This is a genomic window from Pseudomonas sp. WC1, assembly GCF_050586565.1.
Lineage (GTDB): Bacteria > Pseudomonadota > Gammaproteobacteria > Pseudomonadales > Pseudomonadaceae > Aquipseudomonas.
Genome location: NZ_JBOBDQ010000021.1, coordinates 54,341 through 77,750, shown reverse-complemented (window position 1 = coordinate 77,750; position 23,410 = coordinate 54,341). Strand labels below are relative to the sequence as shown.

26 protein-coding genes are annotated in these 23,410 nt (G+C 65.3%); 3 read left to right on the top strand and 23 right to left on the bottom strand.

Going from position 1 to position 23,410, the window contains the following annotated elements; genetic code table 11:
• Window positions 1-304: 304 nt before the first annotated feature.
• From ACQ4OD_RS12300 to ACQ4OD_RS12290, 3 genes are all read right to left on the bottom strand, one after another.
• Window positions 305-1,735: an aldehyde dehydrogenase family protein gene (locus ACQ4OD_RS12300; RefSeq protein ID WP_430944363.1), complete on the bottom strand. Its 1,431-nt coding sequence runs from the start codon at window positions 1,733-1,735 to the stop codon at window positions 305-307.
• A gap of 13 nt (window positions 1,736-1,748) precedes the next feature.
• Window positions 1,749-3,248 (bottom strand): purine-cytosine permease family protein, encoded by a 1,500-nt coding sequence (locus ACQ4OD_RS12295; protein WP_430944362.1) that lies wholly within the window; start codon window positions 3,246-3,248, stop codon window positions 1,749-1,751.
• Window positions 3,249-3,335: 87 nt separating this feature from the next.
• Window positions 3,336-3,725 (bottom strand): YybH family protein, encoded by a 390-nt coding sequence (locus ACQ4OD_RS12290; protein ID WP_198755655.1) that lies wholly within the window; start codon window positions 3,723-3,725, stop codon window positions 3,336-3,338.
• A gap of 452 nt (window positions 3,726-4,177) precedes the next feature.
• Here ACQ4OD_RS12290 and ACQ4OD_RS12285 point away from each other — a divergent pair, with 452 nt between their 5' ends.
• The 3 genes from ACQ4OD_RS12285 (at window position 4,178) to ACQ4OD_RS12275 (ending at window position 6,565) form a co-directional block, all read left to right on the top strand.
• Entirely contained in the window at window positions 4,178-4,867 is a 690-nt protein-coding gene (locus tag ACQ4OD_RS12285) for a hydrolase (protein ID WP_102683840.1), read from the top strand.
• 36 nt (window positions 4,868-4,903) lie between these two features.
• Window positions 4,904-5,524 (top strand): isochorismate family cysteine hydrolase YcaC, encoded by a 621-nt coding sequence (ycaC, locus tag ACQ4OD_RS12280; RefSeq protein ID WP_023632674.1) that lies wholly within the window; start codon window positions 4,904-4,906, stop codon window positions 5,522-5,524.
• 114 nt (window positions 5,525-5,638) lie between these two features.
• Entirely contained in the window at window positions 5,639-6,565 is a 927-nt protein-coding gene (locus ACQ4OD_RS12275; protein WP_198755658.1) for a LysR substrate-binding domain-containing protein, read from the top strand.
• Here ACQ4OD_RS12275 and ACQ4OD_RS12270 read toward each other — a convergent pair.
• From ACQ4OD_RS12270 to pth, 20 genes are all read right to left on the bottom strand, one after another.
• Window positions 6,543-7,712, bottom strand: coding sequence for an MFS transporter (locus ACQ4OD_RS12270; protein WP_430944361.1), 1,170 nt, complete (start codon window positions 7,710-7,712; stop codon window positions 6,543-6,545). The two genes, ACQ4OD_RS12275 and ACQ4OD_RS12270, sit on opposite strands and share 23 nt — an antisense overlap.
• A 178-nt stretch (window positions 7,713-7,890) precedes the next feature.
• Window positions 7,891-8,187, bottom strand: a complete 297-nt coding sequence (locus ACQ4OD_RS12265) for a cupin domain-containing protein (protein WP_110702996.1) — start codon at window positions 8,185-8,187, stop codon at window positions 7,891-7,893.
• Between the two features lie 198 nt (window positions 8,188-8,385).
• Complete coding sequence (locus ACQ4OD_RS12260; protein ID WP_198755653.1) at window positions 8,386-9,357, bottom strand: hypothetical protein; 972 nt, start codon at window positions 9,355-9,357, stop codon at window positions 8,386-8,388.
• A complete protein-coding gene (locus ACQ4OD_RS12255) occupies window positions 9,330-10,034 on the bottom strand; it encodes a hypothetical protein (protein ID WP_430944360.1) in 705 nt (234 codons plus the stop codon). The genes ACQ4OD_RS12260 and ACQ4OD_RS12255 overlap by 28 nt, the downstream gene beginning before the upstream one ends.
• Window positions 10,031-10,570: a DNA-binding protein gene (locus tag ACQ4OD_RS12250; RefSeq protein WP_430944359.1), complete on the bottom strand. Its 540-nt coding sequence runs from the start codon at window positions 10,568-10,570 to the stop codon at window positions 10,031-10,033. The genes ACQ4OD_RS12255 and ACQ4OD_RS12250 overlap by 4 nt, the downstream gene beginning before the upstream one ends.
• Window positions 10,567-11,490, bottom strand: a complete 924-nt coding sequence (locus tag ACQ4OD_RS12245) for a hypothetical protein (protein WP_430944358.1) — start codon at window positions 11,488-11,490, stop codon at window positions 10,567-10,569. The genes ACQ4OD_RS12250 and ACQ4OD_RS12245 overlap by 4 nt, the downstream gene beginning before the upstream one ends.
• Complete coding sequence (locus ACQ4OD_RS12240) at window positions 11,487-12,197, bottom strand: hypothetical protein (protein WP_214500992.1); 711 nt, start codon at window positions 12,195-12,197, stop codon at window positions 11,487-11,489. Before ACQ4OD_RS12240 ends, ACQ4OD_RS12245 begins: the two co-directional genes overlap by 4 nt.
• A gap of 8 nt (window positions 12,198-12,205) precedes the next feature.
• The gene (locus ACQ4OD_RS12235) at window positions 12,206-14,221 is read right to left on the bottom strand and encodes a phage tail protein (protein WP_430944357.1); all 2,016 of its coding nucleotides are present in this window, start codon (window positions 14,219-14,221) and stop codon (window positions 12,206-12,208) included.
• Between the two features lie 9 nt (window positions 14,222-14,230).
• On the bottom strand, window positions 14,231-14,755 hold the full coding sequence (locus ACQ4OD_RS12230; RefSeq protein WP_139668580.1) for a phage tail protein: 525 nt from the start codon (window positions 14,753-14,755) through the stop codon (window positions 14,231-14,233).
• Window positions 14,752-15,924, bottom strand: coding sequence for a baseplate J/gp47 family protein (locus ACQ4OD_RS12225; RefSeq protein ID WP_198755648.1), 1,173 nt, complete (start codon window positions 15,922-15,924; stop codon window positions 14,752-14,754). Before ACQ4OD_RS12225 ends, ACQ4OD_RS12230 begins: the two co-directional genes overlap by 4 nt.
• Window positions 15,921-16,238, bottom strand: coding sequence for a DUF2590 family protein (locus ACQ4OD_RS12220; protein WP_046857148.1), 318 nt, complete (start codon window positions 16,236-16,238; stop codon window positions 15,921-15,923). The genes ACQ4OD_RS12225 and ACQ4OD_RS12220 overlap by 4 nt, the downstream gene beginning before the upstream one ends.
• A complete protein-coding gene (locus tag ACQ4OD_RS12215) occupies window positions 16,238-18,352 on the bottom strand; it encodes a phage tail tape measure protein (protein ID WP_430944356.1) in 2,115 nt (704 codons plus the stop codon). Before ACQ4OD_RS12215 ends, ACQ4OD_RS12220 begins: the two co-directional genes overlap by 1 nt.
• A gap of 6 nt (window positions 18,353-18,358) precedes the next feature.
• Window positions 18,359-18,505 carry a DUF6890 family protein gene (locus ACQ4OD_RS12210; RefSeq protein ID WP_177485987.1) on the bottom strand — a complete coding sequence of 49 codons (147 nt, stop codon included), beginning with the start codon at window positions 18,503-18,505 and terminating at the stop codon, window positions 18,359-18,361.
• Between the two features lie 20 nt (window positions 18,506-18,525).
• Window positions 18,526-18,813: a putative phage tail assembly chaperone gene (locus ACQ4OD_RS12205; RefSeq protein ID WP_430944355.1), complete on the bottom strand. Its 288-nt coding sequence runs from the start codon at window positions 18,811-18,813 to the stop codon at window positions 18,526-18,528.
• Window positions 18,814-18,841: 28 nt separating this feature from the next.
• A complete protein-coding gene (locus ACQ4OD_RS12200; RefSeq protein WP_139668587.1) occupies window positions 18,842-19,066 on the bottom strand; it encodes a TraR/DksA family transcriptional regulator in 225 nt (74 codons plus the stop codon).
• A complete protein-coding gene (locus ACQ4OD_RS12195; protein WP_046857144.1) occupies window positions 19,066-19,515 on the bottom strand; it encodes a phage protein in 450 nt (149 codons plus the stop codon). The genes ACQ4OD_RS12200 and ACQ4OD_RS12195 overlap by 1 nt, the downstream gene beginning before the upstream one ends.
• Window positions 19,516-19,518: 3 nt before the next feature.
• Complete coding sequence (locus ACQ4OD_RS12190) at window positions 19,519-20,634, bottom strand: DUF2586 domain-containing protein (RefSeq protein WP_430944354.1); 1,116 nt, start codon at window positions 20,632-20,634, stop codon at window positions 19,519-19,521.
• Between the two features lie 91 nt (window positions 20,635-20,725).
• Window positions 20,726-21,190, bottom strand: coding sequence for a phage tail protein (locus ACQ4OD_RS12185; RefSeq protein WP_139668591.1), 465 nt, complete (start codon window positions 21,188-21,190; stop codon window positions 20,726-20,728).
• A 476-nt stretch (window positions 21,191-21,666) separates the two neighbouring features.
• Window positions 21,667-22,767 (bottom strand): redox-regulated ATPase YchF, encoded by a 1,101-nt coding sequence (gene ychF / locus ACQ4OD_RS12180; RefSeq protein ID WP_023629554.1) that lies wholly within the window; start codon window positions 22,765-22,767, stop codon window positions 21,667-21,669.
• Between the two features lie 23 nt (window positions 22,768-22,790).
• Window positions 22,791-23,375: an aminoacyl-tRNA hydrolase gene (gene pth / locus ACQ4OD_RS12175; RefSeq protein WP_023629555.1), complete on the bottom strand. Its 585-nt coding sequence runs from the start codon at window positions 23,373-23,375 to the stop codon at window positions 22,791-22,793.
• Between the last annotated feature and the right edge of the window lie 35 nt (window positions 23,376-23,410).

Here is a 23,410-nt window from a genome sequence, read left to right as displayed (position 1 = left end):
GCGGCGCATCGCTGGCAAGCCAGCTCCCACATTTGTTTCGGGCCAGTTATGCCTGCGCTGCCGCGGCTGTACGCCTTGTGAGTACGACGCAGTTTCAGTGGGGGCACCACGGCGCTCCACCTTTCTCAAGACATCCACCAAGGCGGGCAGCGATAACCTCACAGGAGAGACTGGCCCGAAACAAATGTGGGAGCTGGCTTGCCAGCGATGCGCCGTGTGGACGGCGCTCGATCTGACAGGCGCTGCAAGGCAGTCGTCGAACACCTGCCTGCCTCCCCCTTTCTTTAAAAGGGACGCTTAAAAATCACCCCAAGCACCGCGTCACATGCTTCACCGACTGATACCCCGAAAGCCCCCAAGGCCCGAGCTCACGTCCGATCCCGCTGCCCTTGGTGCCGCCCCACGAAGTTTCGACAAACACCGCCTGCACAGAGTTGATCCATACATGCCCCACCTCCAGCGCATCGGCCACGCGCTCGGCGCGCTCCAGGTCGGTGGAGCACACGGTGGCGACCAACCCGAAGCGGCTGTCGTTGGCTTGGGTGATGGCCTCGGCCTCGCTGCCGAAGCGCCGCGCGCACAGCACCGGGCCGAAGATTTCTTCGCCCCACAGGCGACTGCTTACCGGTACATCCACATACAACGTCGGGCTGACGAACCAGCCGTCGCGGTCCAGTGCGGTGCCGCCGGTCAGGCACTTCAGGCCTTCTTCGCGGGCTGTGGCGAAATAGCCGGCGACCTTGAGCCACTGCGCCTGGCTGGTCAGCGGTCCCATGTCCACTTCTTCAGATAGCGGGTTGCCCACGCGCAACGCCGCCAGCGCCGCCTGCAAGCGCGGCAGCAGGGCATCGGCGATGCCGTCCTGCACCAGCAGGCGCGAGGTGGCCGAGCACATCTGCCCGGCGTTCCAGGTGATTCCGGCGACGATCCACTCCACCGCCTGGTCGACATCGCAATCGTCGAACACCACGATGGCCGACTTGCCGCCCAGCTCCAGCGTTACCGGCCGGCACTGGGCCGCGGCGGCGCGCATCACCTGGCTGCCGACGCCGTTGCTGCCGGTGAATGACAGCTTGTCCAGGCCGTTGTGGCCGCTCAGCGCAGCGCCGGTCTCGGCCTTGCCGCCCACGATGTTCAGCACGCCGGCCGGCAGGCCAAGCAGCTCGGCGATCTGGCCGTAGGCCTGCTCGATCAGCGGGGTGATTTCGGAGGGCTTGAGCACCACGGTGCAGCCGGCCGCGAGGGCCGGGGCGAGCTTCCAGGCGCTGGTCACCAGCGGGAAGTTCCACGGCACGATCAGGCCGACCACGCCCACCGGCTCAAGGCGGGTGCGGGCGGTGAAGCCCGGCGCGGCCAGGGGTACGTCGCGGTTCTTCGCCGGTAACTGCTCGGCCAGGTCGGCGTAGTAGGTGAAGGTGGCGATGGCGTCGTCGAGGTCGATCTCGGCCTCGTGGCGCGGCTTGCCGTTGTTGCGCATCTGCAGGGTGATCAATTCGTCGCGGCGCTGGCCCAGCTGTTCGGCGAAGCCGCGCAGGTAGTTGGCACGCTCGGTGGCGCTGACCGTCTTCCAGGCCGCCAGGGCCCGGCGCGCGGCGGCAACGGCTTGGTCGACCTGGGCGCTGCTGGCGGCCATCAGTTCGGCGAACGCCTGGCCGTCGGACGGGTTGTGGACAACGATACAGTCGCTGCCCTGGCCTTCGACCCAGCGGCCGTCGATGTAGTGAGGAGTGGTCATGGTCGGATTCCAGTCAGGCCATTTCGGCAGTGGTCACGGGCTTTACCGGCGTGCTTTTGCAACGCACCCAGCGCGGGCCCAGGGGGCCATACACGCCAGCAGGTTCAGGGAACAGGTTGAGCAGGATCAGGTACAGCACGGCGGCGATTCCGAGGGTCACCGGCAGGCTCAGGTCGATGCCGCCGGCGAGCTCGCCCAGCGGGCCGACGAACTGCCCGGGCAGGTTGACGAAGCACAGGCCAACCACCGCGCTGGGGATCCACGCGCCCATGCCGCGCCAGTTCCAGCCGTGGTCGAACCAGTAGTGACCGCCTTGCTGGCCACGGGTGAACACTTGCAGGTCGTCGGCATGGTAGAAGCCGCGGCGGGTGATCAGGCCGAGGATCATGATCACTATCCACGGGCTGGTGCAGGTGATGATCAGCACGGCGAATGTCGACACGCTCTGCACCAGGTTGAAGGTGAAGCGGCCGACGAAGATGAAGCCGATGGCCAGCACGCCGATCAACAAGGTAGCGGCGGCGCGGCTGAGCAGGCGCGGGAACACGCTGGACATGTCCAGGCCGGTGCCGTACAGCGCTGTGGTGCCGGTGGACATGCCGCCGATCACCGCGATCAGGCACACCGGCAGGAAGAACCAGCCCGGCGAGATCGCCAGCAGGCCGCCGACGTAGTTGTTGGCGGCGATGTAGTCCGGTGCCTCGCTGGCCACCAGGGTGGCGGTGCACAGGCCGAACAGGAACGGGATCAGCGTGGCGGCCTGGGCGAGGATCACCGCCAGCATGATGCGCGACTTGGGCGTTTGCCGCGGGATGTAGCGCGACCAGTCGCCGAGGAAGGCGCCGAACGACACCGGGTTGCTCATGGCCAGGATCGCCGCGCCGACGAACGCCGCCCAGAAGCCTGCCTGGCCGAGGTTGACGCTGCCGGCGTAGCCTGCATCGAAGGGCCCGGCGAAAGCGAAGATGCCCAGCAGGAACAGCAGGCTCGAGGCCCACACCGCAATCTTGTTGACCCACAGCATGAAGCGGAAGCCAAAGATGCACACCACCAGCACCAGTATCGCGAACAGGCCGTAGGCCAGGCCGAGGGTCAGGTCGGTTTCCGGCAGGCCGACCAGGCGCTTGGCGCCGCCGACCAGGGCATCGCCGGAGCTCCATACCGATAGCGAGAAGAACGCGACGGCGGTCAGCAGCGACAGGAACGAGCCGACGATACGCCCGTGCACACCGAAGTGCGCGCCGGACGATACCGCGTTGTTGGTGCCGTTGAGCGCGCCGAACAGGCCCATCGGCGCGAGGATCAGCGCACCCACGCCGACGCCGAGCAGGATCGCCCAGACCCCGGCCTGGAACGACAGCCCGAACAGCACCGGGAAGCTGCCCAGCACGGCGGTGGCGAAGGTATTGGCACCGCCGAAGATCAGGCGGAACAGGTCCAGCGGGGCGGCGTCGCGTTGATCGTCGGGGATCTGTTCGACGCCATTGGTCTCGATACCGGTCGAGTGGCTCATGGTGATGCTCCAGCGCGAATGTTGTCGGCCGTCGGGCGGCCTTGTTGTGGGTGCGATGGCAGTGCGGCAGGGCCGCTTGAAAGGGGATCAGGCCGGCGAGACGACCGACAGGTGCTCGTGACAGGCCAGCCAGCGGTCGCCGTGCAGACGGAAGACGATGGTCTCGCGCTCGTTCTGGTCGAGGATCTCGCCGGCGACGCGCAGGCGCGTGGCCACGTCGTGCATGAAGATCGCCACGTCGCCCTGCAGGCTCACCTGGACATTGCTCGACTCGCAGCCGAGCACGGCGAAACCGTCCGCCTGCCAGCTGGCCCAGAGATCTTCATAGGCACGGCGCGACAGCAGCGGTTGCGGCAAGGTGTGGAAGAGGAAGGTGGCGTCTTCGCTGAAGCAGGCGAAGTAGCGGGCGGTGTCGTTGCTGGCGAAGGCGGCGACGAGGTCGGCGGCGGCCTGCCGTACCTGGAGTGTCTGGTCCACGGGAGTGGCCTCACGGTTTATTGTGATTGTTGGTGAAGCGATTCTGGTGGGGGCAGGCGGGGGGAAAAATCGCTGTGGACAAATAATCAGTTCAGGAAATCGTGAACCAATGGGCTGACCGACCAAGTAACCGACCAAGTTATCGACCAAGCGCTGCTGAAAATCGCCGATCCATCGGATCGGTGATTGCGCGCTGGCATTTCATCATCGTTCTCCCAGCGCAACTCTGAGGGTTCACCCATGGGCCTACCGGGCCGCATCTCTCCTCTCTACCGTTAGCCCTGCCGCCCGCCTGGCCACAGGCCGCACGGGCATTTGCCACGGCCCGCCGACTGACGGTCGCTTCGTTCAGCCTGCGTTGCCTACTCTCATAGTCCCCACTGTGGATGTGTGGGGCGCGGCCCGACCGCAGCGGCCAGGATGGCCTGTTCTCACACCAAGAGGAGAGAACGATGAGCAATTTCTCGCAAGCCGCCAACTTCGAAGGCCAAGTGCCACGCATCGACCCCGACAACGCCACGATGCTGCTGATCGACCACCAGAGTGGCCTGTTCCAGACGGTCAAGGACATGCCCATGACCGAACTGCGGGCCAACGCCATCACCCTGGCCAAGGTCGCCAGTCTGGCGAAGATCCCGGTCATCACCACCGCCTCGGTACCCCAGGGTCCCAACGGCCCGTTGATCCCGGAAATCCACGAGGCTGCGCCACACGCGCAATACGTGGCCCGCAAAGGTGAGATCAACGCCTGGGACAACCCCGAGTTCGTCGCTGCGGTGAAGGCCACTGGGCGCAAGCAACTGATCATCGCCGGCACCATCACCAGCGTGTGCATGGCCTTCCCCAGCATCAGTGCGGTGGCCGCCGGCTACCAGGTGTTCGCGGTCATCGACGCGTCAGGCACCTACTCCAAGATGGCCCAGGAAGTGACCTTGGCGCGGGTGGTCCAGGCCGGCGTGGTGCCGATGGACACCGCCGCCGTCTGCTCCGAGGTGCAGCGCACCTGGAACCGCCCGGATGCCGCGCAGTGGGCCGAGGCCTACAGCGCGGTGTTCCCGCACTATCAACTGTTGATCGAGAGCTACGCCAAGGCCCAGGCCGTCGTCACCGGCCATGAGCAACTGGACTCGCAGCGCAACTGAACCTGGTTGTTTCCCATCCAAGCAAGGAGATCTATCATGGCATTCCAATACAAGCGTCTGGACAAGAACAACGCCGCGGTACTGCTGGTCGATCACCAGACCGGCCTGTTGTCGCTGGTGCGCGACATCGACCCGGACCGGTTCAAGAACAACGTGCTGGCGCTGGCCGACCTGGCCAAGTACTTCAAGTTGCCGACCATCCTCACCACCAGCTTCGAGACCGGCCCCAACGGCCCGCTGGTACCCGAGCTCAAGGAGCAGTTCCCCGAGGCGCCCTACGTCGCCCGCCCCGGCAACATCAACGCCTGGGACAACGAGGACTTCGTCAAGGCGGTGAAGGCCACCGGAAAGAAACAACTGATCATCGCCGGTGTGGTCACCGAGGTGTGCGTGGCCTTCCCGGCGCTGTCGGCGCTGGAGGAGGGCTTCGAAGTGTTCGTGGTCACCGACGCTTCCGGCACCTTCAACGAACTGACCCGCGACTCGGCCTGGCGCCGCATGGAAGCCGCCGGCGCCCAGCTGATGACCTGGTTCGGCGTAGCCTGCGAGCTGCACCGTGACTGGCGCAACGACATCGAAGGGCTGGGCACGCTGTTCTCCAACCACATTCCCGACTACCGCAACCTGATGACCAGCTACAGCAAGCTGGCCAAGTGACCGCCAGCCCGGGCCCCGTTGCCGGGGCCTGGGCCTGGTGACGCCCACGGCCCCTGTGACGATCCCTGGAGAATGGCGGATGATGCAGCGGTGAGCCGTGGACGAGTGTTGCCGATGTTCGACCTGAACGACCTTTATCTCTATGCCAAGGTGGTGGAGCACGGCGGCTTTGCGCCCGCCGGGCGCATCCTTGGCCTGCCCAAGTCACGCCTCAGCCGGCGCGTGGCCAAGCTCGAGGAGCGCCTGGGCGTGCGCCTGATCCAGCGCTCCACGCGGCAGTTCCAGGTAACCGAGGTGGGCCTGGAGTATTACCGCCATTGCCTGGGCATGCTCGAGCAGGCCGTCGCCGCCGAGGATGCCGTCGAGCGCAACCGCGCCGAGCCCCGTGGCATCGTGCGCCTGGCCAGCAGCACCGCGCTGCTCGATTCACGCCTGGCGCCGATGCTGGCGCGCTTCATGGCGCAATGTCCGGTGGTCGAGTTGTTGGTCAAGAGCTACAACCGTCGGGTGGATGTGATCGGCGAGGGCTTTGACCTGGTGCTGAGCGTGCAGCACCAGCCATTGGAAAGCAGCGAGCTGGTGATGCGTCGCCTGGCCCCGAGCCGTCAGTGCCTGGTGGCTGCGCCGGGCCTGCTGGCCGAACACGGGCGGCCCGTGTCGCCGGAAGGGCTCCAGCTCCTGCCGAGCCTGAACTGGGGCGCCAATGTGCAGGACGCCACCTGGATGCTGGTCGGGCCTGCTGGCGCCGAGGCTGCCGTGCGCCATCGCCCCCGCGTGGTATCGGACGATCTCGCGGTGCTGCGCGAGGCCGCCCTGGCCGGCGTGGGCGCGGTGCTCCTGCCCGAGGAGGCGGTGCGTGCCGACCTGGCTGACAGGCGGCTGGTGCATGTCCTCGACGACTGGGCGCCACGGGAAGGGGAGGTGGTGGCGCTGTTCCCTTCCCGGCGCGGGTTGATGCCCGCGGTGCGCAAGCTGATCGACTACCTGGCCGACGCCTTCGAGCAGGAGCAGCAGGTCGCTACGCCGGTTCGCGCTCGCTGAAGCCTGGCTCGGCAGGAGGGCGGGTCGACCAGAACGCCAGGCCTGCCGCCAACGCGGTCAGCGCGGCGCCGGCCCAGGGGGTGGCCGCCAGCGTCGCCCCGGTGATCACCACGCCGCCGATGGCCGAACCCAGTCCGACACCGAGGTGCATGGCCGACATGTTCAGGCTCATGCCGGCCGGGAAGGTGTCCGGGCCACGGGTCGCCAGGTAGCTCTGCACCACCGGTGAGGTGGTCCAGCTCAGCCCGCCCCAGAGCATCATGGTCGCCAGGAACAACCATGGCGTGCCCACGCTCAAGGGCAGTACCAGCAAGCTGGCGAGATAGAGCAGCGGCGCCAGCGCGATGGAGCGGCCTGCGCCGAGCCGGTCCGCCATCCAGCCGCCGACATAGCCGCCCGAAACACCGGCGATGCCGAAGGCGGCGAACACTGCCGCCAGCCACTGCAGCGGAATGTCGGCGACCTGGTGGGCATAGGGGGCCAGGTAGGCAAAGACCGTGAAGTGCCCGGCAATCATCAGCAACGACACGCCCTGAGCTGCCATCAGGCGGCTGTCGCGCAGATGGCGGACATAGCTGTGCAGGGCGATGCGTTCGCTGCTCTGCAACTGCGGCAACCCTTGCCAGGCCATCAGCAGCACTGCCATTGCCAGCACGCTCAGCCCGGTGAAGACGCCACGCCAGCCCAGCACGTCGCACAGCAGCATTCCGGCCGGCACCCCCAGCACCAGCGAGCTGCAGATGCCCATGAAGATCACCCCGATGGCGCGGCCACGCAGGGCCTCGGGCACCATGCGCGTGGCCATCAGGGTGCAAGTCAGGCAGGTCAGGGCGCTGGTCGCGGCCATGCCTATGCGCGCCACCAGCAACGCGGTATAGCCAGGCGCCAGGGCTGCTGCCAGGTTGCACAGGGCAAAGATCGCCAGGGTGGCGCACAGCAGGCGGCGCAAGGGCAGGCGTGTGGTCAGCAGGGGAGAAAAGGGCGCGGCGAGGGCGAAGCTCAGGGAGAACACCGTGGTCAGCTGCCCGGCGATACCGAGCGGGACTTGCAGGCCATCGGCCAGGGCCGGCAGGATGCCGACCGTGATGTTTTCTGCCATGCCCGTGACGAAAGTCGCCAGGGCCAGCAGCCAGATACGCGGGCTCATTGTATTGCCTCCGATAAACAGGCCGGCCAAGGTCCGGACCCATTTGTCCCGACGGTTGACCGGCAAGGGTCAGGTCCATCGGGTTTCGAGGCAGTGCTTCGGTTATCCCGGTTCAAGCAAGGGGGAGTGTAGGGCCGCTGGGGGACACGCGCAACCTGAGCAGGGGCGCGCTTGTTCATCACTTCAGCTCGGTTTCGATGAACACCACTTCGTGGTCGCTGGCATTGACCACGTTGTGCTCCACACCGGCCTTGCGAAAGTAGCTCTGGCCCGCCACCAGAGGGGCGAGCTTCTCGCCTTCCGGGGTCTCCAGCAACAACGTGCCATCGGTCATCGGCACCACCACGTAGTCATGGCCGTGCAGGTGCCGGCCAGTCTCGGCACCTGGGGCGAAGCGCCATTCGGTGACGATCACTTCTTCGGTGTTCACCTGAACGGTGGGTACGGCTTTGGGGCGTTGGGGCTTCTGCGTCATGGGGTAGGCCTGCTCACGGAAAAGCGTCCAGCCTGGACCGCTTGCTCGGTGGTTTAAATCCAAGTCTGCTGGCAGTCAGTCGTGTGAACGCTCAACTTTTTCCGCCCCAAACGCAACGCGGGGCCAGCCCGCTCCCCCAAGGCTCAAGGTTGAGCGTGGGGGAGCGGGCTGGCCCCGCGATACGAAACGCCCTGAAAACTACAGCGTGATCGGCTTCAACTTGAGCCCCATGGCCTGGGCCTGCACTGCCGCGCCGCTGAAGGCCGCCGCATTGCTGGGTGGTGGCGTGGGTCCGTGCACATGCGCGGCCAGTTCGGTGTTCATCGCCTGGACCAGCTCGAGCAGGTCGCAGAGCACCTGCAGCACGTTCACCGCCTCGGAGCCTAGCCAGGTCTTCGGCGCCTGCAGGCGCTGGCTGATCTTCACCACGCTGTCGCGCAGGCCCTCGATCCGCTCCTGGACGTCGCCGCCGATTGCCGCGTTGAGCTTTTGCCCAACCGCCAGGTTCAGGTCGCGCCCGGTGGCCTGGTGCAGGTCGTCGAGGGCGGCCAGGCTGGCGGAGCCGCCGGACAGCAGCTTGAGCGCGCCGAGGGCCTCGATCTTCTTCACCCCGCCCACGGTCTCGGTCGAGTGGTCGTCCACCGTCCGCGCATGGCTCTGGAACTGCTCGGTGTTGGCCAGTGCCTCGACCTCGCGCTCGATCGCCTTGTCGCGGATCCGGCCATCGGTCTGGCGCAGCCAGTTGCCATCGGCGTCGGCGCGCTGCTGGCAGGCCTCACTGTGTTGCCATACCAGATCACCCTTTGGCACCTTGGGCAGGCTGAGCCCATGGGGCAGGATCTGCTGGATGAAGGGTTTGTGGGGCAGACCGTAGGCAAACGACACCACCACGGTGGTGCCTTCTTCGGGGAAACCGAACATGCCGCGCTCCTGGCCGCCCATGGGCGCCGGCAGCGGCAGGCTGGTGAACACCGGCAGCACCGGATCGGGCTCGCCATCTGGTAGCAGCACCTGGACATCGACACCGAAGCGCGGGCGGAAGTCGTCGCACAGCCCGGACGTCGCTGGCGCATCGGGGACCGCGACCACGCGGCCGAAGCGCGGCAGGTGGTAGCCGCCGGTGATCTCGGGGAACTGGCGCGCTACGGCGCGGCGGATTGCGTCTTCCATCGGATGGCCATCTGGTTGCCGGCGAGCGCGACATGGGTCACGCGCTCGCCGTGGTTGATCGGTGCGCCTGGACGCAGCCCTGGCAGGGCGGCAATCGTGGCGCTCTGGTTGCCCTGGTAGTTGTCGAACAGCTCCGTGGGCAGTTGCAGCGCGGGGCGGGCGCCGAAGTAGCTGTCGGCCCAGCTGCCCACGTACACCTCGCCATTGCCCTGCTGCTGCCAGATGAAGTCGGGGATGTCGAACACCTGGGCCAGGCTCTCCATGGCCTGGAAGCCGGCGGCCAAGCTGTAGAAGAACGGTGCGCGCACCGATGCGTAGGGCCGCTCGGGCACGCGAAAGCGCAGGCCGGTCTGCTGGCCGACCTGGTCGAGCACGCCGTGCAGGTCGACATGGCGCAGGTTCATCGGCAGCGGCCTGGCCAGGATCGCCGCCAGCTCGCGGCAGAACAGCACCTGCTGCTTGGCGTTGGCAGTGGTGCAGCGCTCGACGTAGCCGATGAAATGTCGCTGCAGCGTGCTGTCGTTGTAGCCGATGTCGAGGGTGACCAGGCCCTTGAGCGGTGCCTCGGCCTGGACGATGAAGGTCGCCCGCCCCGGGTTGCGCAGCTCCAGACGCACGTCCGCCCTGACCATGTCTTGGCGTTCGCCTGCCACGCTGAGTACCTGATGCAGTTTCATGGTTTCTCCCCCAGCCAGTCGTCCACTTTTTTCAACAGCTTTTCGAAACTGGTCAGCTCCGGATCCTTGTCATCCTCGTCATCTTCCGCCCCTGCCGCGGCGCCGGGTGCGGCCTGTGCCTTGACGCGCTTTTTGGCGCGGCGCTTCTCGACCTTTTCCGGGTTGGAGGTCTTCTCGGCCAGGCCGAACTGCACCCGCCAGCAGGCCAGCGCATCGTCCTCCCGGACGTTGACGTTGTCGGCGAAGCACACCTGGCGAATGCCGAAGGCCTCGGACGTGTCGTTGACGATGCGGTAGGTCTTGAGCTGGCCGCCACTCTGGGTGGCTTCGGCCAGGCGCATCAGGTTGCGCAACCAGACGCTGTTGACGTAGGGGATGGTCAGGGTGACGGTGAGGGTCTTGGGTTTGAAGCCTTTGTGCGCGGTGTCGGTGTTGCTGGTCTGGCCGGACAGGTCCTCGGCTTCGATGCGCAGGTTGCCGGTGACTTTCAGGGTCTTGCCTTCGACGGGCTGGCCGTCCAACAGTAGCAGTGTCATAAACCCACCATTTCACGAACGAAGCTCAGGCCTTTTGCCGAGCCGACCAGGATCACGCCAGCGCTCATCACCCACTCATGCCCCGGGGCATCGCCTTCGAGCAGCATGCGCCGCAGTTGTGTGTTGTTGCCCGGGCCGAGCAGGCGGGCGCGTACCGAGCTGTCGGCCTGGCCACCCTCCAGCAGCTGGCGCAGGTCGGCCAGGCGCTGGTCACGGACCTGCTGCTGGTTGGCCTTGAGTGCCGCCAACCCGGCGAGGTCGCTCATGGGCGAGCTGTCGGCGGCGTAGCTTTCCAGCACTGCGATCTGCCCGGCGATCGATTGCTGCGCGGCCTTGAGCACCGTGCAACGCTCCAGGGGCAAGGCCTCCCAGCGCGGCAGGGCGGTGACCTGGGGAATCTGCCATTTCTCGGTTTCGAGCCCAGCCAGATGTTCCGCGCGGCGCTGTGCGCGGACCAGCTCGGGTATGGGCATCAATGCGTTGAAGCGCGCCAGCCCGGCGGCCAGCTGTTCGTAGCGGGTACTTAGAAACAGCAGGCACAGCGCGTGCAAGTCGCCCTGGGGGCGGCCCGCGTCGGTGCCATCGGTCAGCTTGTCGGCGAGTTGCTGCAACAGGTTGGGAGCCGACAGGAAACGCTGGTAGCCGCGCCCCTGGCCGATACCGCTCTGGAAGGGAGTGACTACCAGGCACGCTGGTACTTCGCCCAGTTGTTCGGCCAGGGCCTGGCGCCCGGCTGCGATCGCACCCTGGGCCGCCTCGCCGACCGGTCCGGGGTTGGTGGTCGCCAGCCCTTGCAGGCCGGCCAGCCGCTGGCCGGTGCTGGCCAATTCGTTGCCGGCCAGGGTTTTGGCCGCTTGCAACTGGTCCATCCAGCGTGTCGCTTCGCTCGGCCAGCGCATGGCGACAGGCGACCAGCTCATGCCGGCACCGTCCACTGGATGGCGCGCAGGGCATTGAGCTTCTTGTCCTGCAGCGCCTTGGCCGCGTCACGCTTGAGTTGGTCGGCATGTTGCAGCGCGGCCTGCTTGAACAGGACCAGGTCTTTGTTCACCTGCAGCAACTGGTCGCGGGTGTGGGCCAGGAACAGGCGCACGCCATCGCTGCCGGTGCAGGGGTAGGCGCTGTCCAGGCCGCTGAACACCAGGCCGGTCAGGTTGACCTGGTCTTCCAGCGAGCTGCTGTAGCGATGCACCTTGCCCAGGGCCGTCGAATCGAAGCCGGCCTCGATGTACTTCGCGCAGCCGGTGTTGATCTCATCCAGCTTCTGCTGGTGGAGCTTGGCCAGCACGGCGGTAGTGTCGTCCACCCACTCGCCGTTCTTCCATACCTGGTCCGGGCCAGGCTTTTTCACCGTGTAACCCGAGGGGACCGGCCCCATGCCGGTGATGGTCAGGGCCTCGGCGGTGGTGATGCTGTAGACCACCAGGCCGTCGTAGTAGTCCACCAGGGACCAGGCCTGGCCGTTCCAGTGGGCGGCCTTGTGCTCGGGGATCGACGGCGGAGCCGTCTCCACGCAGCCGCCGGGGATCAGGAACACGCCGGGCTCCAGCGGCGACTCGTCCGCTTCGGCGGTACCAGTGAACAAGCCCAATGGGGATGTCTGGTAGACCGTTTTTGTCTTTGCCATCGGGCACCTCAGTATTTGATGTAGTAGTACAGGGCCATGTTCACAGGGCGCGCCTCGGCCCCGCCGGAGGGGTTTACCGTTACCGGGTGAGTGTGAGCGCCGTCGCCGACGATGTTCAGGGTATGGCTGTGGTCGCCGGCGGGTTGGATACGGTTGGTGGCGGCCGAGTTAACGCCGGCGTAATGCATGGCTGCGCCGATTCCAGGGATATCCTGGGTGGTCGGTGTATTCACGTAGTTGAAGGCGTGGATATGGCTACCCGCGACCGACGAGGTGCTCCCGCCGTGGGCGTGCCAGCCGGCACTGCCGGTAGACGCGGAGTGGGCGTGGTACTGGTTCTGACTGCTTTGGAATGTTCCCAAAACTCGGCCTGCATCAAGGTCTCGTCCATTGTCGACATCTCGAATGAACAGGCCACGAGTATCGGGCAGGGTGAAGGTCGTGGATCCGTCGGCAGCCCCGTAGTAATCACCGATCGCTGCAAAGAGCGTTGCATAGACCGTACGACTGACAGCAGCACCGTTACAGCGAAGGCAATTGGGAGGCGCGATGCTGCTGAACGACTGGATCAACGTGCCGGCGGGTACGATGTCCTGGGGCTTGAGGTTGCCGGTGTGATAGAGCGCAGAGCCGTTCCAGGCGATCACGCCTTGGGCGTTCATCGCCAGATCGCCCGCTACCTGACCTCCCCAGTGGAAGCCAAGACGGGGAGCGTACTCCCAGTTCAGATTGGTATTGTGAACCAGCCCCACCTCGCGGATTTCGAGGGCAGGATGTATGTAGTTGGTACTTGGTGTATCTGAGTAGAACCGGGGGAGCTGGTTGCTGTATCCGGTGTGCAGCGCATCGGTAATCCCATACCCCTGGAGCGTGGTTGGCTTGCCGCTGGTGATCTTGCTCCAGTCCAGGCTGGGGATATCGACCTGCAGCAGTGCCTCGCAACCGATTACCTGGCCTTTGCCGTTGATCGTGACTTTGGAGTAAGTCCCGGGCACCATGCCCATGTCCGCAAGCGTGGCCTGGATCGCCACGTTCCTGGAACCGTCGAAGTCCACGCGCCCGACGACATCGCCCTGCAATGCGATCTGGCGCGTTTCGGCCAGCTGGCGCGACTTGCCGGCGGAGGTCACTCCCTCCTCGAGGTCCGTAACTGACTTGCGGCTGGCGAAGTGGTCCACCAGCGGGCCGGCGATGGGCACGGACTTGCGCTTGTCGGCGATGACCCCGGAGCTGGCGATGTCCGCCAGTTGGATGCAGTAAACCCAGCCGTCAGGAGTGACGGAATCCTGCTGGTCGGGCAGATACACGACTTTCCAGCTGGGTATCACATCGTTCTGCTTGCGCTGCCAGGTGATGTGAATCCACACCTGGGTCGCGTCTTGCGGCGGGCTCAGCGGCACGGCCTTGGGCAGCTCCAGGCGCATGCCTTCCAGGTAGGCGGTGCCGGCGGCCAGCTGGTAGTTGTCGCCCATCTTCTGGAACTGCAGACCGTCGCCGAAGAAGCACGCTCGCCCATACACGTCGCGGTTGCTCAGGCGCTCGCGCTCGTCGATGCCTTTCAGGCGCACGGTGAAATCGTGCTGCCAGGTGCTGGCATCGATGGTGATGCCGGTCAGTTCCTGGGCGCCGCTGTATTCCACCAGGATATTGCGGGTGACGTTGTTGCCGATCTGCAGCGGCGGGATGTTGCGCCGTTTCTGCTGCAGCGGCAGGTAGGCCACGGCGAACAGCACGCCCTCGGCGCTTTCCAGGCCCATCCAGTTCCAGTCGAAGTCGCCGATGTCGCTGCCCAGCATCGAGCTGTAGACGACCTGGTTGGGGTTCACGTAGCCGCTGTTGCCCGCCGGGATGTCGTAGCTGTGCACGATCTGGCTGGCCGGCGGCTTGGTCGCGGCGCGGTCGACCGGCGTGTTCGGGTCGAGCCCGGGCACATTGGCGTAGATGAAGCGGGTGATCTGCAGGACTTCCTTGGCCCCCTGCTTCTGGGCGATCAGGCTTTCGCCGGCGAAAGTGATTCTGGCCACGGCGGGCTCCTAGAGCGTGGCGATCAGCGTCTGCTGGTCGTCGTTGAATTGGACTGCGGCAATGCGCAGGGTCACGGGGGTGATGCTGACGAAGTCGTAGCGGCGGCAGGTCCGGCCGTACTGCTGGATCAGTACCCGTAGCAGCTCGGGGTTTTCCGACAGCTGCGAGTCGGAAAGGCGCAGTAGGACCACATCCCAGTCGCGGTCTGGCATACGTTCGTCGATCTCGACATAGCCCACGCCGAGCCGGCGCAGGATGCGTTTGAGCCCTGCGGTGCTGCCGGCATCGACCGCGTTGATGAAGGCGAACTTCACCCGCAACCGGTACAGGCTTTCCGGCTCGTCCTTGAAGCGGGTGATATCGCGTTGCCAGGCGAGCAGGTCAAGCACGGTGAGGTGGCAGGTCTCGGCGTCCATCTGCAGCAGCGGCCAGCGCAGCCACTCGGTCACCCTGGCCCACCAGGCCTGGGCAGCGTCCTTGAGCTTGGTCAGTTCGGTGCCGGCGAGCCAGAACGGCAGTTTCAGCGGGCTCATACCAGGTCCACTCGCAGGTTGGCGATGCGCGCGATGCTCAGCGGCGAGACGATGTCTTCGTTGGCGAAGTGCAGCGATTCGATGTCGTCGAAGGCCTGGTGCAGTTCTTCGGCCAGGCGGCTGAAGGAGAATCGCGATTGTGGGTAGGTCAGCGTCGGGCGGTAGTCGCTGGTCGTGCTTTCACGGAACGCCGCGCGGATGAACTGGGCAATGCCTTGCTGCAATGCCTCGCGGCGCTTCGTCGTCAGGTTCGCCTGCGGCCAGACCGTCAGCGCGATGTCGTGCCGCGTCTCGGGCATGACCATCACCAGCAGGTCGTCGCCGTGGCCGTGATTGCCCTCGTCGCGCACGTGGTTGTTGATCTGCTCCAGGTACGCCTGCGCCGGCACATCGGCGTCGAACAGCACGTAGGCGTTGGCGCTGCCCGGACCGCGCGGCGCGTCGTGGAGGAAGTACACGCCGTCGGGGCGCACGCCCGGGAAGGCGGCGATCATCGCGCGGTAGACCGCGTCGGTGTGCCATTGGTTGACCGCGCTGAACTGGTTGCGGGTGCGCAGGCGTAGTTGCTCGTCGGGCTCGGGGTCGGCCCCGGGCGAGGTCATCCAGCCGTCGTCGTTGACCACCTGGACGATCCCCGTCACCGGCTCGGGCAGGATGGCGTAGTAGCCGGGCGCCAGGTTGTAGCCGCTGCCGACCTGCTGTGCCTGGACCTTGACCGACTGTTGCAGGCGACCTTCTGGAAACACTGCGTCCTCGATGGTCACCAGTTGGTAGACGTGGCCGTTGATCGCGGCGGATTGCACCACGACGCCGGCGCGCATCAGCAGCTCGCCGGCGCTGTTTTCACGGGTGAACAACAGCTGGCCCTGGGCCTTGGTCGCGCCCTTGCGCTCGATGTTCACCGCCCAGGCCAGGCTGTCCAGCCAGGCGCCGCTGGCGGTCTTGACGAAGAAGTTGGGCAGCACGGTGTCGCTGATGAAGCCGACCAGCCAGAGCACCGGCTTGGTCACCAGTGCCGTCACCACCCGCCAGAACGGCGAGTAGGCGCTGGTGTTGCTCAGCTTGCTGCCCTGGGCGGCCACTTCGGCCTCCCAGGCCTTGTGCAGCGCCGCTTCGGTGGTGGGAATGCCGGCGTCGGCCAGCACCTTGCGAAAGTCCAAGTCGCTCACAGGTATACCTCGATGTCACCGAATTTCAGGGTTTTCGCCGTGACCCGGTACACGCCCGGCCGCTCTTGCAGGATGCGGGCGGTACCGGGTAGCAGGCGCTCGTCGTCCTCTACCAGCAGTTCCAGCTGCAGGATGCAGTCGGCCTGGCGCTGGCGGCTGCGCTCGGCCACCAGGGTCACCAGCAGGCCGCTGTCGCGGATCATGTGGGCTATGTCCTGGGCGATGCTGGCACGGTCCTCGATCAGCAGCGGTTGATGGGAAGGGTCCAGGACCAGGTCGTTGTCGTGGATCAGCAGATCGATGTAGTCGCTCATCAGCCCACCGCCATTTCCATCATCTGTTCGAGCTCCAGCGGGTTCATGGCCTTGCTGGTGTTGATCTCGATCCTCTCGACGTGCATGCGCCGATCCTGGGTCTGGGTGCTGCTCTGGATCTGGGTCATCAGCCCTCCCTGGGGAACGCTCGTCGGGCTGGCCGGCGAGAGGTTGAGTGCGGTCTGGGTCATGCGCTGGCGCTGTTGGTCGAGTTGTTCGATCGGTGCGCTGGCTATGGTGGTCGCGACGGCTGCGGGTGCCACCGAAGCCGTGAGCGGGGCCGGTGAGGGCACCTGCATCAGGGTTTTTAGCAGTGGCGGCGTGTTGCTCATGGGCAGTACGCCGATCGGCGCGATCTGGCTGGCAAGCCCTGGCACCTTGGGGGCTTCCGGCAGATCGGCGAACGAGGTCTCGATGTTGACGCCCGGGATCTTGTTCAACCACTCGATCACCTGGTTGATCGAACTCCGGAAGACCTTGACGATGCCGTCCCAGGCGGCCTTGGCCATGCCTGTCCAGCCACCCATTTCGGTGAACCATTTGCTCAGTGCGTCCAGCTGTGCGCTGATCCACTGGAAGGCGGCACTGTCCAGGAACGCGGCCTTGAGCTCGTCCCAGTAGGCAATGACCAGGACCACGGCAGCGGCCAGCGCGATGATGCCCGCGATGATGAGGATGATCGGATTGGCCAGGAGTGCGGCATTCAGCAGCCAGACCGCACCCTGCCAGGCAAGGGTGGCGAGTCTCACGATTCCCATCCAGGCGAACATGGCGACCAGGCGTGCCAGGAAGAGCGACAGCACGATGGTGTGCCTCAAGACCACCGCGATGCTGCGCAGCCCGACCAGGTTGAGTAGGGCCCAGGCGGCTTGTACACCCAGCAGGGTTATCCGGGCCAGCCCGCTTATAACTGCAAGCGCGGTCAGCGCGGCGCTAGCGCCAAGGATCGTCAAGGTGGCGATGGCGATCACCCGGGTGATGTTGGGAAACAGCTTGATCCAGCGGACCAGGGTCTGGGCGATCTCGACCAGGCGTGCCATCAGCGGTTGCAAAATGGGAATCAGCGCCTGGCCGAAGGCGATGCGCAGCCCTTTTACCGCAGCCCCAAACTGCTGCCAGGGGTCGACCATGGCCTTGGCCATCTGCTCGGCCTGTTCCAGGCCACGCACCTGGCCCAGCTGGTCGATGCCGTTCTTGAGACGGTCGGTGTCCTGGGCCAGCGCGCCGATGAGCTGGGCCGCCTCACCGCCGAAGGCCTCGGTGATCTTGGCGTTGGCCGCAGCGCCGCGCAGGTCGCCGAACCTACCCTGTAGCTTGGCCAGGATGTCCAGCATCGGCAGGACCTTGCCATTGGTGTCGGTGAACTTGATGCCGAGCTTGTCCGAGGCGTCCTCGATGTTTTCGAAGAAGGCCTTGTAGAGCCCGCCGGCCGCGCTGCCGTCCATGCTGCCGGACAGGCTACCGATCACGGCCATCTGCTCGGCCAGGCCGATGCCGGCGGCGGAGGCCTGGGCGCCGGCCTCCTTGAAGCCATCCTTCATCTGTTCGCCGCTGGTGCGGAACAGCTGGACCGCCAGGGCGGTCTGGCCGCCCAGGATCTTGACCCATTGGCCCTTGCCCATGGCGTCGGCCTGCTGCTTCTGCAGGTTGTACATCGTGCCGACGTACTCGGCCATCACGCCTTGGTCGGACTTGGTGGCCTTGGCCAGCACGCTGCTGGCGTAGGTGAACGTGGCGAGCTGGGAGCCGGAAAGGCCCTTGATCGCGCCTTCGATCTTGTACGCCGAGGCGACGAAGTCCCTGGCGTTCTCGCCATAGGCGATGGAGAACGCCAGGGCTTTCCTGTTCAAGGCCTCCAGGGCGTTCTCGGCCACGCCAAGCGAGCGCACATCCCCAAGGGCACGGTTCATTTCCAGGGCGGGCTCAAGGAAGGTGCCAAAGCCGCTGGCGGAGTTTTGCAGCTTCTGCGTGCCATCGCTGATCTGCTTGATGGCGGTCTGACTTTTCTCGGTCAGCTTGTTGAAACCTTGGGTCATCCTCGCCAGCGGCGCGGTGACTTTGTCGGTCAGCGACAGGATGAAATCCAGCCGGCTGATTGCGGTGTTCGCGCTCATGGGATGTCAGCTTCCGTTGAATGCACGTGCGATGCCGTTGGCAATGGCGATTTCCATTCGCCGCCAGTGCTCGTCCTCCAGCCACTTGGCTGTGCCCAGGTTCTCGGGCGTGGTCTGGGCACCGGGCAGCCAGCGTTCGGCCAGGGCCAGCAACTGGCCCAGGCCGTCCTCGGTCAGTCGCTCTGCGTGGCCGAGCGCTTTTTTACGGTGACCTCGACGGTCGGCGCGTATTCCTCGACCAGGGCACCGGCCAGCTGGATGACGGTCATCGGGTTGGCCAGCAGCGGCTTGAGCTGGTCCTTGTGCTCGGGCTTCACGGCGGTGACCAGCAGGTTATTGGCGGGGGCGACTTTGTTGGACGGAGTCAGGGCATTGATGTACTTGGTCATCAGCGCCGGATCGACGGCGAAGTCCATGGACAGGTCGCCGACTTCCAGGGTAATTTCGGTGCGTTGGGTCATGGGGTACTACTCCAATGAAATACGGGAATCAAAACGAAGGGGTGAGCGCTGTGCTGCGCTCGTGGCGGTGCTGGCAGGGGACGCAGCGGCGCATGCCACCCAAGGCGCGGCGCGCCTCGGGGATCTCGTCGCCGCAGTCCGCGCAATCGGTGAGGCTCGGCCCAGTCGCCGCCCGTCGGTCACGCACAACGGCGATCGCCAGATCACGCCTGAGCTGTTCCAGGGCCTGGGCGCGGTCGAATGGGCACACCATCAGCTCAGGCCCTCGACCTCGGCGAAGGACAGGTACGGCACGCCGTTGACATGGATGAAGTCGGGGCTGGTGACGTCGAACGGCAGCTTGTGCTTGGTCTTCTCGCCGCCCTTGGCGTCGATGTTGAGCAGGCTGGAGATCTTGAAGCGGCAGCCGAAGGCCTCGACGCGGATCTCGTCGGTGGGGGTCTTGGCGTAGAACAGCTGGTCGAAGGTGCCCAGCTGGCGGAAGCTGCCGGCCTTGGCGGCGGCTTCGATGATCAGGTTGAAGTTGCTGGTATCCACTTCCAGCTCGCCGCTGGCGGCCACGTCGCCGGCGACCCAGCCGTCTGGCACGCCCTTGGTGTGGGCCACGGCGCTGTTGTCGGTGATGTCGAGGGTTGCGCTTTCAACGTGGATCTTCAGGTCGCCCACGTTGATGTCGAAGTTCAAGCCACTGATCTTGGCCATGGGTTACTCCTGGTAGTCCTGGGAAAGGTCCAGCGCGATGTTCGCGGTGATGTCCTTGGGGCAGTTGTGCGGGCGGATGCGGATGAACACTTCCACCTGGGTGTGGCTCTTCCAGACGATGACCAGGTCGCCGTCGCGGGGCGGCTGGATTTCGCCCGGGAACACCTCGCCGGCGAACTTCACCGCCTTGGCCATGCGGCGCAGCGGCGCCATCAATGCGCTGGTGTTGGCGGCCATGCTGGCGGGGCTGTTGTTCAGGCGGCGGTCGCCGATACGGCGGATCAGCAGCGGACGGACTTGGCGGGCGGCCTTGTCGGCCAGGCGCAGGTACTCCAGGACCTGGAAGTCGCTGGCGGCAGTGTCGAGCATGTTGGCGTCGCCCCAGTACACACCCTCGTAGTCCGGGTAGGTCTGGGATACAGAGAAGCGTGCCTTGTCCAGCTCGCTGCGTACTGCCGAGGGCAGCGGTACGCCGTCCTTGTCCGCCGGCACGCTGCCCAGGCCCAGGACAGGGCCACTGGCGACGCGCATCGGGGTATCGGCGATGCTCCAGGCGGAATTGGCCAGGCGACCGGCGAGCACGCCCAGGTCGTTGCCGTGCAGCTGCGGCACCACCACGACACGTGGCGCGGCGATACCGTCGGTGAGCGCCTTCTGCTCGAGCAGGTAGTCCGACCAGGTCACGGTCGGCAGGATGCCGGCGGACGCGGCCAGGACGAACGAACGCCGGCCATGGCGAGCGTTCAGCTGTTCGGCGGCAGTATGCAAGGCCAGCAGTTCCGCGCCGGCGGTCACCGGTTTGGTGACGACGATGCCTTCGACCGAGTAGCCGTGTTGCTGGGCGTACTCCAGGGCGCTGGCCCAGTCGCCTTCGGCGCCGATCGGCGCGGCCAGGCAGGCCCAGCGGCCGCCGCCGTTGGCGCGGGCGGCGATCAGTTGGGTCTTCAGGTCGCTGGCGGCCACGCCCAGTTCGTTGTCCAGGTCGCTGTCAGTGTTCAGGGCCAACAGCTTGCCGACGTTCTTGGCGGCGGGGCCGATGAAAAGGAAGTAGCGCTCGATCTCGGTCACGGCACCCTGGCCGAGGTTGAGATTGTTCACGCTGATTTTACCGAGTGCCATAGGTTGCCTCGTTAGCGGGGTGATTGAAGAGTTGTGCCGGAGCCTGCCAATCAGGTTGCCGGCGGGACGGGCGCTGGGCCCGGGTAACAGGTCAGGGGAGGGTGCTGCCCTGCACGACCACATCGCCTTGTTCGGCGACCCACAGGTCGTGGGGCTGGAATGACCAGGTCTTGCCGAAGACCTCGATTTCTCCGGCTGCGTCCTCGGTCAGGTAAAGGGGCTCGACGAACTCCAGGGCCAGCGACACATCCAGCAAGTCGCTGCCTGGGGCCTTCTGCTTGACGGTGAGCGTCGGTGCCGGAAGGGCGAACAGATGGCGCCCGGGGTCTTTGGCTTCCAACCAACTCCCTGCGAGGGCCATCAGGCGTCCGGGATGGCCGCTGTAGTCGTCGAGATCGAACAGGGCGCGGTAGCGCAGGTTGCCCATGTGCAGACCCAGTTCGGTCTGTGTCCAGGCCAGTTGCAGGTCGAGTTGCTGCGCCCCGGCATGCAGTTGTTCAGCGGGCACCAGCTTGCGTTCGAGCAGGTAGCTGGTCAGTGCTTTCAACTGGTTCATGGGGCTGACCTCGGGGCGGGGTTGCCTGAATAAATCATCGTTAGGTACTCGTGTGAGAGAGGCTGGCCCTGGGAGCGGCATTCCAAAAAGCCCGCCGTGCAGGCTTTTCAGTAATGCGCGTCGTCACCGCTGGCCACGACTGGTGACGCCATGCGGTTGCGCTTCGAATTGGTGACTCCGACCGCGGCCGTGTGCCCGCCGGATAACTGATCGTGGTGCTTTACGCTGCACACCCGGGCCAGTTGCCAACCCTCTGAACAGTCGAGGCCTGTTCATCGCTGCCTGTGTAACAACCGGTTGCTGTCCGGTTCGAGATACAGGTTATGCAGCAATGCATATGCAGTCAATGCGAAAGTGGAAATATTTATGCATAAATAATTGCCGATATGCATGTCGGTCTTTGCGGGCGGGGGTTGTAGGGCTTTTCTGTGGGCGAAAAAAAACCCGCCGAAGCGGGTTCTTTCAGGAGCGCTGCATCAGACGTTGAAGCGGAAGTGCATCACGTCACCGTCCTTGACGATGTAGTCCTTGCCTTCAAGGCGCCATTTACCGGCTTCCTTGGCGCCGCTCTCACCCTTGAACTGGATGAAGTCGTCATAGGCCACCACTTCGGCGCGGATGAAGCCTTTCTCGAAGTCGGTGTGGATCACGCCGGCCGCCTGCGGCGCGGTGGCGCCCACGCGCACGGTCCAGGCACGCACTTCCTGCACGCCTGCAGTGAAGTAGGTCTGCAGGTTGAGCAGCTCGTAGCCGGCGCGGATCACGCGGTTCAGGCCAGGCTCTTCCAGGCCCAGGGCCTCGAGGAACATGTCCTTCTCCTCACCGTCGTCGAGTTCGGCGATCTCGGCTTCGATCTTGTTGCACACCGGTACCACGACCGCGCCTTCTTCCTCGGCGATGGCCTTGACCACGTCCAGGTGCGGGTTGTTGTCGAAGCCATCTTCGGCAACGTTGGCGATGTACATCACCGGCTTGCTGGTCAGCAGGTGGAAACCGCGGATGACGGCCTTCTCGTCGTCAGCCATGTTCTTCATCAGGCTGCGTGCCGGCTTGCCTTCGGTGAAGTGCGGGATCAGTTTTTCCAGGATGGCCTTCTGTGCCAGGGCATCCTTGTCGCCGCCCTTGGCGTTGCGGGCGACCTTCTGCAGTTGCTTCTCGCAGCTGTCGAGGTCGGCAAAGATCAGTTCGAGGTCGATGATCTCGATGTCGCGCTTGGGGTCGACGCTGTTGGAAACGTGGATCACGTTCTCGTCTTCGAAGCAGCGCACCACGTGGGCGATGGCGTCGGTCTCGCGGATGTTGGCGAGGAACTTGTTGCCCAGGCCTTCACCTTTCGAGGCGCCAGCGACCAGGCCGGCGATGTCGACGAATTCCATGGTGGTCGGCAGGATGCGGTTCGGCTTGACGATCTCGGCCAGCGCGGCCAGGCGTGCGTCGGGCATCGGCACGATGCCGCTGTTCGGCTCGATGGTGCAGAAGGGGAAGTTCTCCGCCGCGATGCCGGACTTGGTCAGGGCGTTGAACAGGGTGGACTTGCCGACGTTGGGCAGGCCGACGATGCCGCAATTGAAACCCATGGGTATTCCCCTATCTAAAAGTGTCAGGCCTTCTGGCTGTGCAGTTCGCGCATCGCCTTGGCGAAGTCGCCGGCAAGCACGTCGGGCATCACGCCGAGGGCAAAATCGATGCTGGCGTCGAGCTTCTCCTGCTCGGCGCGCGGCGCGCGGCCCAGGACGAAGTTGGAGACCAGTTTGGCGTCACCCGGGTGGCCGATGCCAAGCCGCAGGCGGTGGAAGTCGTTCTGGTTGCCGAGCTGCGCGATGATGTCGCGCAGGCCGTTGTGCCCACCATGGCCGCCGCCTCTCTTGAGCTTGGCGACGCCGGGGGGCAGGTCGAGTTCGTCGTGCGCCACCAGGATCGCTTCCGGCTTGATGCGGAAGAAATTGGCCAGAGCCGCCACGGACTGGCCGCTACGGTTCATGTAGGTGGTGGGGATCAGCAAACGAACATCGTTGCCTTGATGGCTGAACTTAGCCGTCAGGCCGAAATACTTCTTGTCAGCGGACAGCGAGACGCGCTGGGCGCTGGCGAGGCGTTCAACGAAAAGAGCCCCTGCGTTATGCCGGGTCTGTTCGTATTCGGGGCCGGGGTTACCCAGGCCGACGATCAACTGGATGGCGGTCACGTCAGGGGCTCTTCCTTGGAGTTGGTGGGTTACGG